We start from the raw sequence: 15,380 nt of genomic DNA, 5'->3' as shown, positions 1-15,380 counted from the left end.
CGTTCTGGCGCGCGCAATTTCCGCGATCGCGGAATCGAACGACGCCGGGCTCAGCGGCGGCGAGGGACGATAGACCTGGGCTGCGGCGCGCTCGACGGCTTCCGCCTGGCGTAGCCTTTCCTCCAGTTGCCGGTCCTGCATCTGCGGCTCCCGCTGCATCTGCGCTTCGCGCATCGGCTGGGGCTGCGACTCGCGCGCCGGCTGCGGCCGCGAAATCTGCGACAGCCGCGCATCGAGGCGCGAAATCGCCTCGTTCAATTGCCGTGCGACGGCGGGCTGGCCGCGCGGCACTTCGGCGCGCACGGCTTCGGCGCGCGTCAACGGCTTTGCAATCTGTTCGATCTGGCGGGTGATCGCGTCGAGCCGCTGGTGGATATCCGCGACCTCGCGGCTTTCCCGGCTCGGCATCGGCTGCCGTTGCTCGGACGCCATGCGCCAATCCGGCGGGCTCGGTTCGCCGACCGTGGAATTGAGCCAGTCGTTCAGCGACATGCCGGCGCGGCGCGCAGCCGCCTCGGCCCTGTCGCGGACGGAGGGATCGATGCCGTCAACACTCCACGATACGCGCGAATTCATGATTCCGTCCGGTCCCGACTCCGGCGCCATACTCTGCGCCCGCAGCCTCCCCGCGCATTCCCGTTAAGAGACAATCGAATTCTGCGCTGGTCGTCTGCTTCAGCTGCTGACTTTTTCCCGTCACGGTAAATAACGGGTTAAGGAATGCGGCCGGAGGGCCTTAAAGTTAGGGAATCCGGGAACCTGTTGCGCCGGATCAGGACAGGCCTGTCGTTCCCAGGCAAAGCGGATTCCGCTTCGCGTGATGGCGCGCGCGGATGACGTGAGATTTGTTGCTAGCCGTTGCCTTCGCGCTTGCCGTCGTCGAGCGACAGCACATTGCCGCGACCCGAAATCGCCGAGATCGCGTCGAGCGCTTCCTCGCACCATTCCACCACGACGCGCTCATGGCGCATCCCGATGCGAAGCCCGAGCATCTTGCCGATATCGGCCGGCGGCGCGGTGCCGTCGGGAAAGCGCTTGTTGAGCAGACGCTCGTAGCGCTCATAGCGATCGCGGTGATGCTCCAGCCGCGCCATCAGGTCGGTGCGCAGCGGTTCGATGTCGACGCAGTCGAGCGCGTAGAGCCGGACCAGCAAATCGTCCTTGATCGAGGGCGGAACGCTGGGCCGCGCCGCCCAGTGCTTCAGCGCCGCGCGGCCCTCGGCCGTCAGCGTGTAGACCAGCTTGTTCGGCTTGCCGGATTGCACCACCTCGCGGCCCTGGACATGGCCCTTGTCGCGCAGCCGGGAGAGCTCGCGGTAGATCTGTTGATGGTCGGCCTTCCAGAAGAAGCCGATCGAGGCGTCGAACGTCTTGGCGAGCTCATAGCCCGTCATCGGACGTTCCGTGAGGCAGGCGAGGATTGCGTCACCGAGTGCCAACGCCCACCTCCATCTCAGTTCCCAAATCGGCCATTCTGAAGTTCGCTTGACTTTATGCGCAACTGTGCATATGCGTCAATATGCATATGGTGATCGGCGTGCCGTCTTGTCGCGCGCGGCCGATGTTCATAAACCCCCGCCGCAGGAGACGTCCGAATGAGCAAGCCGGGCCTCGACAAGTGGTACGCCTACATGAAGTCCCACGACACCGCCGCTCTGTGGGATCTGCTGCATCCCGAGGCGGTGTTCGAAAGTCCGGTCGTGCACACGCCGCAGCGTGGCCGCGACATCACCTTCAAATATCTGACCAGCGCCGCCAAGGTGCTGGGCGGCCCGACCTTCAAATATCTCGGCGAATGGCGCAACGACACCGGCGCCGTGCTCGAGTTCGAGAACGAGATCGACGGCATCAAGCTCAACGGTGTCGACATCATCACGTTCGATGCTGACGGCCGGATCACGCATTTCAAGGTAATGGTGCGTCCGCTCAAGGCGATCAACCTGCTGCATCGGATGATGGCCGAGGAGTTGATGAAGCAGAGCGGCGCAACGTCGCAATCACAGTCTCGCTAGGACCTGCCGCTGGCCCGCCGAACCAGATAAGGTCCGCTCCAACAAACCCAAGGACACGCTGCGCAGCATCGGTCGTGAATGCGACCGCGAGCCAGCCGGGAGATCAGCATGCCAACCTACAAAGCCCCCGTCGAAGACGTCAGCTTCCTGTTGAACGACGTTTTCCAGATCGACCGCTACGGCAACCTTCCCGGCTTCACCGATGCGTCGGCCGATGTGCGCGAGGCGATCCTCGGCGAGGCCGCCAAGCTCAGCGAAGAGGTGCTGCAGCCGCTCAATCGCACCGGCGATCTCGAAGGCTGCAAGCGCAATGACGACGGCAGCGTCACCACGCCGAACGGCTTCAAGGACGCTTTCAAGCAGGTCGCCGAAGGCGGCTGGCTCGGCCTCTCGGCGCCGACCGAATTCGGCGGCCAGGGGCTGCCGGTGACGCTCTCGCAGGCGGTCAACGAATTCCAGATCTCCGCCAACATGGCGTTCTCGATGTATGGCGGGCTGACCATGGGCGCGACCGCGGCGCTCCTGGTGCACGGCACCCCCGAGCAGAAGAAGACCTATGTGCCGAAGATGATCGCCGGCGAGTGGACCGGCACCATGAACCTGACCGAGCCGCAATGCGGCACCGACCTCGGCCTGCTCCGCACCAAGGCGGTGCGCCAGGCCGACGGCAGCTTCAAGATCACGGGCACCAAGATCTTCATCTCCGCCGGCGAGCACGATCTCACCGAGAACATCATCCATCTGGTGCTGGCGCGCATCGAAGGCGCGCCGGCCGGCATCAAGGGTGTCTCGCTGTTCGTCGTTCCCAAGGTGCTGGTCAATGCCGACGGCTCGCTCGGGCAGCGCAACGGCGTCAGCTGCGGCTCGATCGAGCACAAGATGGGCATCCACGGCAATTCCACCTGTGTGATGAACTACGACAGCGCCACCGGTTGGCTGATCGGCGAAGAGAACAAGGGCATGCAGGGCATGTTCGTGATGATGAACGAGGCCCGCCTCGGCGTCGCCGTGCAGGGCCTGGCGCAGTCCGAGGTCGCCTATCAGAACGCGGTCGCCTATGCGCGCGAGCGTCTGCAGGGCCGCTCGCTGACCGGCGTCAAGGCGGCCGACAAGCCGGCCGATCCGATCATCGTGCATCCCGACGTGCGCCGTACGCTGCTCACCATCCGCGCCTTCAACGAGGCGGCACGCGCCATGGTGGTGTGGACCGCGCTGAAGAGCGACGTCGCGCACCGCTCCAACGATCCGAAGGATCGTCAGGCCGCGGACGACCACATGGGCCTGATGACGCCGGTGCTGAAGGGCGTTCTGACCGACACCGGGTTCGCCAACACGGTCTCGGCGCAGCAGATGTTCGGCGGCCATGGCTACATCGCCGAGCACGGCATGGAACAGTTCGTCCGCGACGCCCGCATCGCGATGATCTATGAGGGCGCCAACGGCATCCAGGCGCTCGACCTGGTCGGCCGCAAGCTGCCGCGCGACGGCGGCCGCGCCGCGATGGCGTTCTTCGGCGAGGTCACAGCCTTCGCCAAGGAGCACGGCGCCGACGAGGCGATGAAGCCGTTCATCACCCCGCTTTCCGCCGCGCTCGGCCATTTGCAGCAGGCCACCGGCTGGCTGATGCAGAACGCGCTGACCAAGCCCGACAATGCCGGGGCAGCCGCGACCGACTTCATGAAATTGTTCGGCCTCGTCGCGCTCGGCTACATGTGGGCGAAGATGGCCAAGGTGGCGCAGGACAAGGCCGCCGCCGGCGCCACGCCCTACCTCAACACCAAGCTCGTGACCGGCCGCTTCTTCATGGAGCGGCTGCTGCCGGAGACTGCCGTGCATCTGGCGCGGATCCAGAGCGGCAGCGCCACCACCATGGAACTGGCCGCGGAAGCGTTCTGAATATTTGCCGTCGCATTGCTGCGGCGGCGCTTCCTTCCGTCTATATTATGATCCTCATATCAAGGAGGGCGTCATGCCTGAGGCATACATCTACGATCACGTTCGTACCCCGCGCGGCCGCGGCAAGGCCGACGGCGCGCTGCACGAGGTCACCGCGCTGGCGCTCGCCACGGTGCCGCTGAAGTCGCTGAAGGAACGCAATAATCTTCCCGAAAACTCCGTCGACGACGTCGTGCTCGGCGTGGTCGATCCGGTCGGCGAGGCCGGTTCCGACATCGCGCGCTTTGCCGCGCTGAACGCCGGTCTCGGCGAGAAGGTGCCGGGCGTGCAGATCAGCCGCTTTTGTGCCTCCGGCCTCGATGCCGTGAACTTCGCCGCGGCCCAGATCATGAGCGGCCAGCATGAGCTCGTGATCGGCGGCGGCGCGGAATCGATGAGCCGCGTCGGCATCGGCGCCTCCGGCGGCGCCTGGCCGATGGATCCCTCGATGGCAGTGCCGGCCTATTTCATGCCGCAGGGCATCTCGGCCGATCTGATCGCCACCAAATACGGTTTTTCGCGCGATGACGTCGACGCCTACGCGGTGCAGAGCCAGCAGCGCGCGGCGAAGTCCTGGGATGAAGGCCGTTTCAACAAATCGGTGGTACCGGTCAAGGACGTCAACGGCCTGACCATCCTCGCCAAGGACGAGCACATGCGCCCGACCACGACGATGCAGTCGCTGGCGCAGCTGCAGCCGTCGTTCGCGGCGATGGCCGGCTTCGACGCGGTGGCGATCCAGTCGCACCCCGAGGTCGAGAAGGTCAATTACGTGCATCACGCCGGCAATTCCTCCGGCATCGTCGACGGCGCCGGCGCGGTGCTGCTCGGCAGCAAGGAGGCAGGCGCCAAGCACGGCCTGAAGCCGCGCGCGAAGATTCGCGCGTTCGCCAATATCGGATCGGAGCCCGCGATGATGCTAACCGGCCCGGTCGACGTCACCGAAAAGCTGTTCGAGCGCTCCGGCATGAAGAAGTCGGACATCGATCTGTTCGAGCTCAACGAAGCGTTCGCCTCGGTGGTGCTGCGCTACATCCAGGCGTTCGACATCGACAACGCCAAGATCAACGTCAATGGCGGCGCGATCGCACTCGGCCATCCGCTCGGCGCGACCGGCGCGATGATCCTCGGCACCGTGCTCGACGAGCTCGAGCGTACCAACAAGGAAACGGCGCTGGTCACGCTGTGCATCGGCGGCGGCATGGGCACCGCCACCATCATCGAGCGCGTCTGAGGCGAGGGGAGCGAGCAACATGGCTTACAAGAATTTCAAATTCGACGTTGACGCCGACGGCATCGCACTCGTCACCTGGGACATCCCGGGCCGTTCGATGAACGTGTTCGACGAGGTCTCCACGCAAGAGATCGGCGAGATCATCAAGCAGACGACCAGCGATGCCGCGATCAAGGGCGTCGTGATCACCTCGGCCAAGGAGGCGTTCTGCGCCGGCGCCGACCTTTCGATGCTCGAGGGCATGAACCGCAGCTACGCGCAGCTCTTCAAGGAGAAGGGCGAGGAAGCCGCGAACCAGATGCTGTTCGAGCAGAGCCGCCAGATGTCGCTGTCGTTCCGCGCGATCGAGACCTCGGGCAAGCCGTGGGTCGCGGCGATCAACGGGCTCGCGCTCGGCGGCGGCTTCGAGATCACGCTGGCCTGCCACTACCGCGTCGCGGCCGAGAACCCCAGGACTCGCCTCGGCCTGCCCGAGATCAAGGTCGGCCTGTTCCCCGGCGCCGGCGGCACCCAGCGCGTGCCGCGCCTGGTGTCGCCGCAGGACGCGATGCAATTGCTGCTCAAGGGCGAGGCCGTCAATCTCACGCGTGCGAAGGCGCTCAACCTGATTCACGCCGTGGTGCCCGCAGCCGACCTGATCAAGGCCGCCAAGGACTGGATCAAGGGCGGCGGCAAGGCCGTGGCGCCGTGGGACGAGAAGGGCTTCAAGCTGCCCGGTGGCCCCGTCTTCTCCAAGATGGGCATGCAGATGTTCCCGGCCGGCAACGCGATCTATCGCCGCGAGACCTACGACAATTATCCGGCCGCGCGCGCCATCATGAGCTGCGTCTATGAAGGCCTGCAGCTGCCGATCGACGCCGCGCTGCGGGTCGAGTCGCGCTACTTCACCAACGTGCTGCGCTCGAAGGAAGCGGCGGCGATGATCCGCTCGCTGTTCCTGTCGATGCAGGAATTGAACAAGGGCGCGCGCCGCCCGGCGGGCGTGCCGCCGACCAAGGTGAAGAAGCTCGCCGTGATCGGCGCCGGCTTCATGGGCGCCAGCGTCGGCTATGTCTCGGCGCAGACCGGCATCGACGTCGTGCTGGTCGATCGCGACCAGGAAAGCGCCGACAAGGGCAAAGGCCACGCCAAGACCGTGGTCGACGGCCTGATCGCCAAGGGGCGGATGAAGCAGGAGGCGGCCGATGCCATCCTGGCGCGCATCTCCGCCACGGCAGACTACAACGTGATTTCGGAGTGCGACCTCGTCATCGAGGCGGTGTTCGAGGATCGCAAGGTCAAGGCCGACACCTATGCCAAGGCACAGCCGCTGCTGAAGTCGGGCGCAATCTTCGCCTCCAACACCTCGACCCTGCCGATCAACTCGCTGGCCGAGGAGTTCAAGGACCAGGGCAAGTTCATCGGCATCCACTTCTTCTCGCCGGTCGAGAAGATGATGCTGGTCGAGATCATCCTGGGCAAGAACACCGGCGACGTCGCGCTGGCGACCGCGCTCGACTATGTCCGCGCGATCGGCAAGACGCCGATTGTGGTGAACGACAGCCGCGGCTTCTTCGCCAACCGCTGCGTGATGCGCTACATCTCCGAGGGCAACGAGATGCTGCTCGAAGGCGTGCCGCCGGCGATGATCGAGAACACCGCCAAGATGGCCGGCATGCCGGTCGGGCCGCTGTCTTTGCAGGACGAAGTCGCGCTCGATCTCGGCCTCAAGATCACCAAGGCGACCGAGGCCGATCTCGGCCCCAATGCGATCGACCAGGCGCAGAAGAAGCTGATCGTCGAGATGGTCGAGAAGCAGGGTCGCTTCGGACGCAAGAACGGCAAGGGCTTTTACGACTATCCCGAAAAGGGCAAGGGTCAGAAGAGCCTGTGGCCGGGGCTCGCCAATCTGCAGCCGAAGCAGCTCGATCCCGACACGCTCAGCGTCGAGGAGCTGAAGCAGCGCTTCCTGGTGGTGCAGGCGGTGGAAGCCGCGCGCACCGTCGAGGATCACGTCATCACCGACGTGCGAGAGGCGGATGTCGGCTCGATCCTGGGCTTCGGCTTCGCGCCGTTCACCGGCGGTGCGCTGTCCTACATCGACTTCATGGGCACCAAGAACTTCGTCGCGCTCTGCCACGCCTTCGAGAAGAAGTACGGCTCGCGCTTCACGCCGCCGAAGCTGCTCGAGGAGATGGCCGCCAAGGGCGAAACCTTCTACGGCCGCTTCCCGCCGAAGAAGCAGGCGGCGTAGTCCGGGGGTAGTCTCTGGCAGCGTCATTGCGAGGAGCAACGCGACGAAGCAATCCATGCCTCAGCAGGCGGAGGAATGGATTGCTTCGCTCCGCTCGCAATGACGAAACCAGAATGGGCCGGTCATCGATCCGACTTGATCCTGTTGCGTGACGGTCACGGCGGTCAAAGTCCCGCCACGCTTGCTCCCCACTCGCACCACGCTGCTGGCATCACTCTTGCTGGTCGATCGCCAAGACGATCAGCAAGACGACGATCAGGCTGGGGTGTCGTGCAATGCGTGCTGTGCTCAAGGAAGGTGCCGCTGAGACCGCGGCGAGGCCATCCACCCCGCTTCTGCCGCCACGACGTCGGAATCTGTTGCGCTTGCGGGGCAAGGGTCCGTCGTGGACCGGCCTGGTGCTACTCGTTCTGGCCGTGGACCTTGTGCTCGCGGCCGCGGCCTGGAATGCCGTCGATTTCTTCCGCCACTGAGCCGTCATTGTCCGGCGACAGCAAGGCGCCGGCGAGATAGGCGATCTGGTTGAATGCGAGGCAGGCGACGACGATCGGGGCGCCGGTGGCAAAGGCATAGCCGTCGGACTGGAGCACGATGGCCGCGAGCACCGCGATCAGCGGCGACACCAGCATCAATGTCCAAACCCGAAAGTACAAACTGGTGGCCAGCCCGACGAGCGTGCTGGCCAACAAAAGCGTCGAGGCGATCGTCACATTTTCAGACCCGTTGGAGCGGAGGGCGCGCCGCAGGTCATAGTCGGTCAGTTGGATCGCACGAACAAGGACAGCTACGCCCTCAGCCGGAAGTACGCCGACTTAGTATTAACCGGTACAATGCAGGTCAAATTGAGACGTTCCACCTCCGGTTGCCGAAGAATGACAACCGGCGGCGCAAAAAGAGCCGGATCGGCTGATCCGGCTCTTTCGATTGATGGTGGGTAGGCTCAGGCCGCCTTCAGCAGGCCTTCCTTCTTCAGCGCTTCCTGCACCTTCGGGCGCGCCGCGACGCGGGCCTTGTAGGCGGTCACGTTCGGCAGGCCGGAGAAGTCGAAGCCGAGCCGGTCCTGCGCCCACATGATCATGGTGAAGAGGTAGCCGTCGGCGACCGTGAACTGGTTGCCCATCAAATATTCGCGTCCGGCGAGCTGGCTCTCGACATATTTGAACTTGCCCATGGCGCGGTCCTTGAAGAAGGCCTTGGCGTCGTCGGCGAGCACGGGCGAGAACATCGGGCCGAGATTCTTGTGCAGCTCGGTCGTGATGTAGTTCAGCCATTCGAGCAGCTTGTAGCGCTCGTTGGAGTCTCGAGCGGGCGCCAGCTTCCGGTCGGCGACCCGGTCGGCGATCATCTGGATGATGATCGGCCCTTCGGTGACCATCTCGCCGGTATCCAGCGCCAGCGCGGGCACCTGGCCCTTGGGGTTCACTTGCAGGAAATCGTCGCCGTTTTCGAGCTTCTTGGCGCGCAGATCGACCTTGACCAGGTCGTAGGGCAGGCCGGCCTCGAGCAGGGCGATGTGGGGGGAGAGGGAGCAGGCACCGGGGGAGTAATAAAGCTTCATGGGGGTATTCCTTCCCTTGTTCTTGGCGTCCAGAGAGGGATTGCCTACATGCACCTGCATGAAATAGTCAAGATTGATGCAGATGCATTCAGTGCGGTACAGTCGGTGCCGGGACCTTATGGGCTAGACCATGAAACGCAAGCTATCGAGCGAGGCGACGGCCGCCTGGATCCGCCTGATGCGGGTGCCGAGCCGGGTGCTGGACTGCGTCGAGCAGGATCTGAAGAAAGCCGGCTATCCGCCGCTCGCCTGGTATGACGCCTTGCTCGAGCTGTCGCGCGCGCCGTCGGGTGAGCTGCGCCCGGTCGAGCTCGAGCGCCAGATGCTGATCCCGCAATATTCGACGTCGCGGCTGATCGACAAGCTGGTCGATGAGGGACTCGCGGCCCGGCGCGAATGCAAGATCGACAAGCGCGGCCAGTTCGTCGAGATCACCGAGGCCGGTCGCGAGCTCCAGAAGAAGATGTGGAGCGCCTATTCCACGGCGATCGACAAGCATGTCGGCTCGAAACTGTCCGATGCCGACGCGACCAGGCTGTGCGGTCTGCTCGACCGTCTCGGCTGTTCCTGCGACGACGTCAAGGCCGATGCAAAGAGCGATACCAAGGCTGCGCCCGCGCGAGACGGCGTGCCTGTCCGATGATAGTCCTGATCCCATCATCCGCGGCCGTTGTGGCCCACGGATGTCCCTGCCACCGCGCGACTTCGATCGAAGCGCCTTTGAGTTGGATTTTCTATGGCGCGTGACCAGATCGACATGACGCCGCTGCAATCGCGCGACGAACTCGTGGCATGGATTGAAGCCGGCGTGAAACCCGAGTCCGAATTCCGGATCGGCACCGAGCACGAGAAGACCCCGTTCACGCTCGAGGGCCACCAGCCCGTGCCCTATGAAGGCGCGAAGGGCATCGGCGCGCTGCTCGAGGGCATGAAGCTCCTGCTCGGCTGGGAGCCGATCATGGAGCGCGGCAACATCATCGGGCTCTATGACGTCACCGGCGGCGGCGCGATTTCGCTCGAGCCGGGCGGGCAGTTCGAATTGTCGGGCGCGCCGGTCGAAACCGTGCATCAGACCCAGTCGGAATTGATGGCGCATCTGGCGCAGGTGCGGGAGATCGCAACCCCGCTCGGCATCGGTTTCCTCGGCCTCGGCATGACGCCGTCCTGGTCGCGGGAGCAGATCCCCGTGATGCCGAAGGGGCGCTACAAGATCATGCGAAACTACATGCCGAAGGTCGGCAAATACGGCCTCGACATGATGTTCCGGACCTGCACGGTGCAGACCAATCTCGACTTCTCCTCCGAAGCCGACATGGTGAAGAAGCTGCGGGTGTCGCTGGCGCTGCAGCCGATCGCGACGGCTTTGTTCGCCAATTCGCCGTTCACCGAAGGCAAGCCCAACGGCTTCCTGTCGTTCCGCTCCGAGATCTGGCGCGACACCGACAATGCCCGCTCGGGCATGATCCCGTTCGCATTCGAGGACGGCATGGGCTACGAGCGCTATGTCGATTACGCGCTCGACGTTCCCATGTATTTCGTCAAGCGCGGCGAGGAATATATCGACGTCTCCGGTTCCTCGTTCCGCGATTTCTTCGCCGGCAAGAATGCCGCTTTCCCCGGCGAGCGCCCGACCCTGTCGGACTGGGCCAATCATCTCTCGACGATTTTCCCCGAGGTGCGGCTGAAGCGTTACCTCGAAATGCGCGGCGCCGACGGTGTGCCGTGGGGCCGGCTGCCGGCGCTGCCGGCGTTCTGGGTCGGGCTGCTCTACGACAATGACAGCCTCGATGCCGCCTGGGACATCGTGCGCCACTGGACCGCGCCGGAGCGGCAAGCGCTGCGCGACGACGTGCCGCGCTTCGGCTTCAAGTCGCGGATCAAGGATCGCTATCTGTTCGAGATCGCCAAGGAGTGCCTGATCCTGTCGCATGCCGGATTGCGGCGGCGCGGCCGGATCGACCATCTCGGACGCGACGAAAGCCGCTTCCTCGAACCGCTCGAGCGCATCATCGAGACCGGCCGCTCGCCGGCGGAAGAGATGCTGGAGAAGTTCAACGGCCCCTGGAAGGGCTCGGTGGAGCCGGCCTATCAGGAGTACGCCTTCTAATCCTGCTTACCCCAAATCCGGGCGCGCTTCGCGCCCGGATGGCGGTGCCCTCGCACCTGCCGCCGCAGCGCCGTTCATCAGCCGTACAGGTTCATGGCGTTCAAATGACGCCCCGCGGAATGCACGGGGCTGCGCGAATTTGAAAGCAATCTCATGGGGATAGGCCGCCACTTTAGGGCGTATGTGGTGATGTTCGCGGCGCTGTTGGCCGTTGTCGTCGCGCGCCCGGCATTGGCGCAGACCAATTTCGACCGTCCCGGTGGTGACTATTCGAGCGCGCCGGTCACGACCGGCGATCCCGCCGATTGCGCGCTGACCTGCGAGCGCGACCGCCGCTGCCGGGCCTGGAGCTTCAACTATCCGACCGACGCCAACAACGGCGCGGTGTGCTGGCTGAAGAACAGCGTGCCGCCGCGGGTGCAGGACGTCTGCTGTGTCTCCGGGGTGCGCGGCGCGGGCGTGGTCGAGCCGCGCAGCGGCGCCATCGAAACCTCGATCGACCGCCTTGGCGGCGACTACAAGAATTTCGAACTGAAGAGCAGCGACGGCGACGAGGCCTGCCAGGCCGCCTGCACCGCCGACAACAAATGCCGCGCCTGGACCTACGCCCGGCCCGGCTATGCCGGCCGCGACGCGCATTGCTTCCTGAAGAAAGAGATCAAGCCGCCGCGCCGCAAGGCGGGGTTCACGTCGGGCGTGGTGCGATAGAGGCCACACACACATCTGTCGTCCCTGCCTAGTGCGCAATTGCGCACTAGGCAGGGACGACGGGCTATTCCGCTGCCAGCACCGTGATCTCCGGCCACAGCGCCTTCCAGCGTGTGGCCTTCGTCGCATAGTTCGCCACGGAAAAATTCGCGGTCCGGTTCGGCCGCACGATCATGCCGGCGACATCGCCAAAGCCTTTCGGCGCATAGACGTCGTAGCCGTCCGCGCTGCGGCGGATGCCGACCTGCACGTTGGCGCTGAGGAAGCGATCGATGCCCTCGGTCGAGCGCGACAGCGCAGGGTAGGGCACGCCGTGCTTGCCGGGATACCAGAGATGGACGCGGGCCTGGTTGCGGACCTCGATCGCGACGCCGAGGTGGCCGAGCCGCGCCGCGAGGTCGCGGATCACGGCGTCCTCGGCCTCCCACGACGTATCCGGATCGAAATAGAAGACATCGTAGTCGTTGATGCCGTGATCGAGCGGCCGCTTCGTCAGCACGTTCCACACGCTCTGCACCAGGCAGCCAGCCACCAGCCACGCATCGGGCAGGCCGAGGCGGTCCAGCTCGTCGACGATGGCTCGATTGACCGGGTTGCGCAGCGCGGCTGTGAGGAATTGGTCTGAGGTCATGCTTCCATATCTCTCCGCGTCATTGCGAGGAGCGGAGCGACGAAGCAATCCATCGATCCGTTATGCCGTGACATGGATTGCCTCGCTGCGCTCGCAATGACGAGAAACTATTACCCGATCGCGTCGTAATCCCTGACCGCCTTCTTCGACGCCAGCGAGCGCCAGTGCCGGCGCAGCAACGGCTCGACGGTCTGGCGCTTGGCCTTCGAGAGGCGGATCAGGACGGTCGGATAATCGCGGTAGTGATCGGTGAAGTAGAAGACTTTGGGCTGGCTCTCGACCAGCATGTCGCGCTCATCGGGCGGCACGCCGGGCATCGCCAGGCTGTCGCCGTCCTCCTTGAGCCGCACCAGCATCTTCTTGCGCACCTTCAGCGCCGGTGTGCCGTAGGAGGAGCCGTCCTCGACCTCCGGCCACGCCAGCGCGATGTGCCTGACGTCGTCGAAGGTCACGGCGCATGCTCTCCCATGGAGGGGTTCTCTATCCCCATCGTCATGCCCGGGCTTGTCCCGGGCATCCACGTCTTCGGCGACCAGAAGGCAGGAAAGTCGTGGATGGCCGGGTCAAGCCCGGCCATGACGGAAAGAGCGAAGGCGTTTTACTGCACCGAGGTGAAGAAGCGCGCGAGGCGGAAGCCGGAGAGCCAGGTCCAGACCGGCTGGCTGCGGATGCCCATGTCCCAGGAGCCGACCACGGCGTCGGCGCGGCCGATCAGATTGTCGATCGGCAACAGGCCGACCCCGCCGTCGCGCACCGGCACGCGGCTGTCGGCGGAATTGTCTCTGTTATCGCCGAGCACGAACAATTGGCCCGGCGGCACCGTCACCTCGGCGGTGTTGTCGAGCCGGCCGTTGTCGCGGATCTTGAAGATCGCGTGGCTGACGCCGTTCGGCAGCGTCTCGATATAACGGTAGGCGTCCTCGCCGCCGCCGCGATCGTCCTCGGCAAAGCCGGTGCCGTCGGGCTTCAGCGCTGCCGGATGATCGTTGATGAAGAGCTGGCCCTGTCGCATCTGGATGCGATCGCCGGGCAGCCCGACGACGCGCTTGACCCAGGCCTGCGAGCGATCGCCCGGCCAGCGGAACACGACGACGTCGCCGCGCTTCGGCGTCTCGCCGAACACGCGGCCGGTTTCCGGCAGCGTGATCTGGATCGGCAGCGACGCCGCGCCGTAGCCGTAGGGGAATTTCGAGGCGACCAGTGCGTCGCCGATCAGCAGCGTCGGTTCCATCGAGCCCGACGGCACGTAGAACGGCTCGGCGATCGCGCCCTTGGCGAGGAACACGACGGCCACGATCGCAGCCAGTTGCACGGCCTGTCCGCGCCAGCTGGTCGGCTTGGCCGCCACGACTTCGTTTCCGCTGCTCACTAGCCAGTTCCTCCGACCGTAATCCGTTCCATCCTGAGCGTCGGCTGGCCGACGCCGACCGGCACACCCTGGCCGTTCTTGCCGCAGGTGCCGATTCCCGTATCCAGCGCAAGATCGTTGCCGATCATGGTGATCCTGTGGAGATCGGTCGGTCCATTGCCGATCAGCATGGCCCCCTTCAGCGGCGCGCCGAGCTTGCCGTTCTCGATCTTGTAGGCCTCGGTGCACTGGAACACGTATTTGCCCGAGGTGATGTCGACCTGGCCGCCGCCGAAATTGGCGGCATACATGCCGTTCTTCACCGAGGCGATTATCTCAGCCGGATCGCGGTCGCCCGACAACATGTAGGTGTTGGTCATGCGCGGCATCGGCACATGGGCATAGCTCTGCCGGCGTCCGTTGCCGGTCGGCTTCATCCCCATCAGGCGGGCATTCTGGCGGTCCTGCATGTAGCCGACCAGGATGCCGTCCTCGATCAGCACGGTGCGGTTGGTCGGCGTGCCCTCGTCGTCGATTGAAAGCGAACCGCGGCGCGACGCCATGGTGCCGTCATCGACCACGGTGACGCCCTTGGCCGCGACCTGCTTGCCCATCAGGCCGGCGAAGGCGGAGGTCTGCTTGCGGTTGAAATCGCCTTCGAGCCCATGGCCGACGGCTTCATGCAGCATCACCCCGGGCCAGCCGGCGCCGAGCACGACGTCCATCTCGCCGGCCGGTGCCGGCACCGATTCGAGATTGACCAGCGCCTCGCGCAGCGCGCCGTCGGCGGCGTCGCGCCAGGCCTTGGTCTCGATGAAGCGGGCATAGCCCTCGCGGCCGCCATAGCCCTTGCTGCCGCTCTCCTGCCGGTCGCCCTGACCGGCGACGACGGAGATATTGACGCGCACCAGCGGCCGGATGTCGCGATAGCTCTCGCCGTCGGGCCGCAGGATTTCGACGACCTGCCAGGTCGCGGTGAGGCTGGCCGAGACCTGCCGCACCCGCGGATCCTTGTCCCTGACATAGGCGTCGATCTCGCCGAGCAGTTTGACCTTGGCCTCGAACGCCGGGCCATCCAGCGGGTTCTCGTCGCCGTAAAGCTTGACGTTGGTATGCGCCGGCGCCGCGGCAAAGCTGCCGGCATAGCCGCCGCGCACCGCGGCGACCGCATCCGCCGCGCGGATCAGCGCCGGGATCGAGACATCGGAGGAATGCGCATAGCCGACGGCGTCGTCCTTGACCGCGCGCAGGCCGAAGCCCTGCGAGGTGTCGTAGGTCGCCTGCTTCAGCCGGCCATTGTCGAACACCAGCGCCTCGGTCTGCCCGAACTCCAGGAACAGCTCGCCATCATCGGCGCCTTCAAGGCCGCGGGCCACCTCGCGGCGGACGGCATCGCGATCGAGATTGGCGCGGTCGAGCAGGGAGGTCGTGGCGGGATTGGTCATGGTCACTCCGACGCAATGCGATTCCTTGGCATTCCTTGTCATCCTTGCCTGAAGCGCAACTGATTGCCAGTGCGGAACCCGGAAGAAGGGATTTCGGGCCGATTGAAGCAGAGACGAGCGGAAAACTCATCTTACAACCCGGAAACCTGCGCCGGTCCCGGTTCAGGCC

General features: G+C 65.0%; 14 protein-coding genes and 1 pseudogene. 7 read left to right on the top strand and 8 right to left on the bottom strand.

What is annotated here, in order from left to right; all coding sequences use genetic code 11:
- Positions 1-576, bottom strand: a pseudogene (locus H8A95_RS12660) (hypothetical protein); the annotation flags it as partial.
- Between the two features lie 275 nt (positions 577-851).
- Complete coding sequence (locus tag H8A95_RS12655) at positions 852-1,439, bottom strand: PadR family transcriptional regulator (protein ID WP_229183449.1); 588 nt, start codon at positions 1,437-1,439, stop codon at positions 852-854.
- A 156-nt stretch (positions 1,440-1,595) separates the two neighbouring features.
- On the opposite strand from H8A95_RS12655, the gene H8A95_RS12650 reads away from it, so the two are divergent.
- From H8A95_RS12650 to H8A95_RS12635, 4 genes are all read left to right on the top strand, one after another.
- Entirely contained in the window at positions 1,596-2,012 is a 417-nt protein-coding gene (locus H8A95_RS12650; protein ID WP_229183448.1) for a nuclear transport factor 2 family protein, read from the top strand.
- Positions 2,013-2,120: 108 nt separating this feature from the next.
- On the top strand, positions 2,121-3,908 hold the full coding sequence (locus H8A95_RS12645; protein ID WP_229183447.1) for an acyl-CoA dehydrogenase C-terminal domain-containing protein: 1,788 nt from the start codon (positions 2,121-2,123) through the stop codon (positions 3,906-3,908).
- A 73-nt stretch (positions 3,909-3,981) separates the two neighbouring features.
- Positions 3,982-5,181: an acetyl-CoA C-acetyltransferase gene (locus H8A95_RS12640; RefSeq protein WP_229183446.1), complete on the top strand. Its 1,200-nt coding sequence runs from the start codon at positions 3,982-3,984 to the stop codon at positions 5,179-5,181.
- A gap of 19 nt (positions 5,182-5,200) precedes the next feature.
- Entirely contained in the window at positions 5,201-7,414 is a 2,214-nt protein-coding gene (locus H8A95_RS12635; protein ID WP_229183445.1) for a 3-hydroxyacyl-CoA dehydrogenase NAD-binding domain-containing protein, read from the top strand.
- 401 nt (positions 7,415-7,815) lie between these two features.
- Here the strand turns inward: H8A95_RS12635 and H8A95_RS12630 are convergent, their stop codons facing one another.
- Positions 7,816-8,100 (bottom strand): hypothetical protein, encoded by a 285-nt coding sequence (locus tag H8A95_RS12630; RefSeq protein WP_229183444.1) that lies wholly within the window; start codon positions 8,098-8,100, stop codon positions 7,816-7,818.
- Positions 8,101-8,354: 254 nt separating this feature from the next.
- Positions 8,355-8,972: a glutathione transferase GstA gene (gene gstA / locus H8A95_RS12625; protein ID WP_229183443.1), complete on the bottom strand. Its 618-nt coding sequence runs from the start codon at positions 8,970-8,972 to the stop codon at positions 8,355-8,357.
- Between the two features lie 130 nt (positions 8,973-9,102).
- On the opposite strand from gstA, the gene H8A95_RS12620 reads away from it, so the two are divergent.
- The 3 genes from H8A95_RS12620 to H8A95_RS12610 all read left to right on the top strand — a co-directional run bounded on the left by H8A95_RS12620 (position 9,103) and on the right by H8A95_RS12610 (position 11,787).
- Entirely contained in the window at positions 9,103-9,615 is a 513-nt protein-coding gene (locus H8A95_RS12620) for a MarR family winged helix-turn-helix transcriptional regulator (RefSeq protein WP_229183442.1), read from the top strand.
- Positions 9,616-9,708: 93 nt separating this feature from the next.
- On the top strand, positions 9,709-11,079 hold the full coding sequence (locus H8A95_RS12615) for a glutamate--cysteine ligase (protein WP_229183441.1): 1,371 nt from the start codon (positions 9,709-9,711) through the stop codon (positions 11,077-11,079).
- Between the two features lie 153 nt (positions 11,080-11,232).
- Complete coding sequence (locus H8A95_RS12610; protein WP_229183440.1) at positions 11,233-11,787, top strand: PAN domain-containing protein; 555 nt, start codon at positions 11,233-11,235, stop codon at positions 11,785-11,787.
- Between the two features lie 64 nt (positions 11,788-11,851).
- Here the strand turns inward: H8A95_RS12610 and H8A95_RS12605 are convergent, their stop codons facing one another.
- From H8A95_RS12605 to tldD, 4 genes are all read right to left on the bottom strand, one after another.
- On the bottom strand, positions 11,852-12,418 hold the full coding sequence (locus H8A95_RS12605) for a nucleotidyltransferase family protein (protein ID WP_229183439.1): 567 nt from the start codon (positions 12,416-12,418) through the stop codon (positions 11,852-11,854).
- Positions 12,419-12,528: 110 nt separating this feature from the next.
- On the bottom strand, positions 12,529-12,870 hold the full coding sequence (locus H8A95_RS12600) for an MmcQ/YjbR family DNA-binding protein (protein ID WP_229183438.1): 342 nt from the start codon (positions 12,868-12,870) through the stop codon (positions 12,529-12,531).
- A 146-nt stretch (positions 12,871-13,016) separates the two neighbouring features.
- A complete protein-coding gene (gene lepB / locus H8A95_RS12595; protein ID WP_229183437.1) occupies positions 13,017-13,787 on the bottom strand; it encodes a signal peptidase I in 771 nt (256 codons plus the stop codon).
- The gene (gene tldD / locus H8A95_RS12590) at positions 13,787-15,211 is read right to left on the bottom strand and encodes a metalloprotease TldD (protein WP_229183436.1); all 1,425 of its coding nucleotides are present in this window, start codon (positions 15,209-15,211) and stop codon (positions 13,787-13,789) included. The genes lepB and tldD overlap by 1 nt, the downstream gene beginning before the upstream one ends.
- Positions 15,212-15,380 lie beyond the last annotated feature (169 nt).

It is taken from the genome of Bradyrhizobium oropedii, assembly GCF_020889685.1.
GTDB lineage: Bacteria > Pseudomonadota > Alphaproteobacteria > Rhizobiales > Xanthobacteraceae > Bradyrhizobium > Bradyrhizobium oropedii.
The sequence above is the reverse complement of the archived record's forward strand: the minus strand, read 5'-3'. Positions and strand labels throughout refer to the sequence as shown.

Bases quoted from the DNA above. Each gene is read 5' to 3' on its own strand.
- H8A95_RS12610 (WP_229183440.1), top strand. From the start codon at position 11,233: ATGGGGATAGGCCGCCACTTTAGGGCGTATGTGGTGATGTTCGCGGCG.
- H8A95_RS12640 (WP_229183446.1), top strand. From the start codon at position 3,982: ATGCCTGAGGCATACATCTACGATCACGTTCGTACCCCGCGCGGCCGC.
- H8A95_RS12645 (WP_229183447.1), top strand. From the start codon at position 2,121: ATGCCAACCTACAAAGCCCCCGTCGAAGACGTCAGCTTCCTGTTGAAC.
- H8A95_RS12620 (WP_229183442.1), top strand. From the start codon at position 9,103: ATGAAACGCAAGCTATCGAGCGAGGCGACGGCCGCCTGGATCCGCCTG.
- tldD (WP_229183436.1), bottom strand. From the start codon at position 15,211: ATGACCAATCCCGCCACGACCTCCCTGCTCGACCGCGCCAATCTCGAT.
- H8A95_RS12650 (WP_229183448.1), top strand. From the start codon at position 1,596: ATGAGCAAGCCGGGCCTCGACAAGTGGTACGCCTACATGAAGTCCCAC.
- H8A95_RS12635 (WP_229183445.1), top strand. From the start codon at position 5,201: ATGGCTTACAAGAATTTCAAATTCGACGTTGACGCCGACGGCATCGCA.
- H8A95_RS12615 (WP_229183441.1), top strand. From the start codon at position 9,709: ATGGCGCGTGACCAGATCGACATGACGCCGCTGCAATCGCGCGACGAA.
- H8A95_RS12605 (WP_229183439.1), bottom strand. From the start codon at position 12,418: ATGACCTCAGACCAATTCCTCACAGCCGCGCTGCGCAACCCGGTCAAT.
- gstA (WP_229183443.1), bottom strand. From the start codon at position 8,972: ATGAAGCTTTATTACTCCCCCGGTGCCTGCTCCCTCTCCCCCCACATC.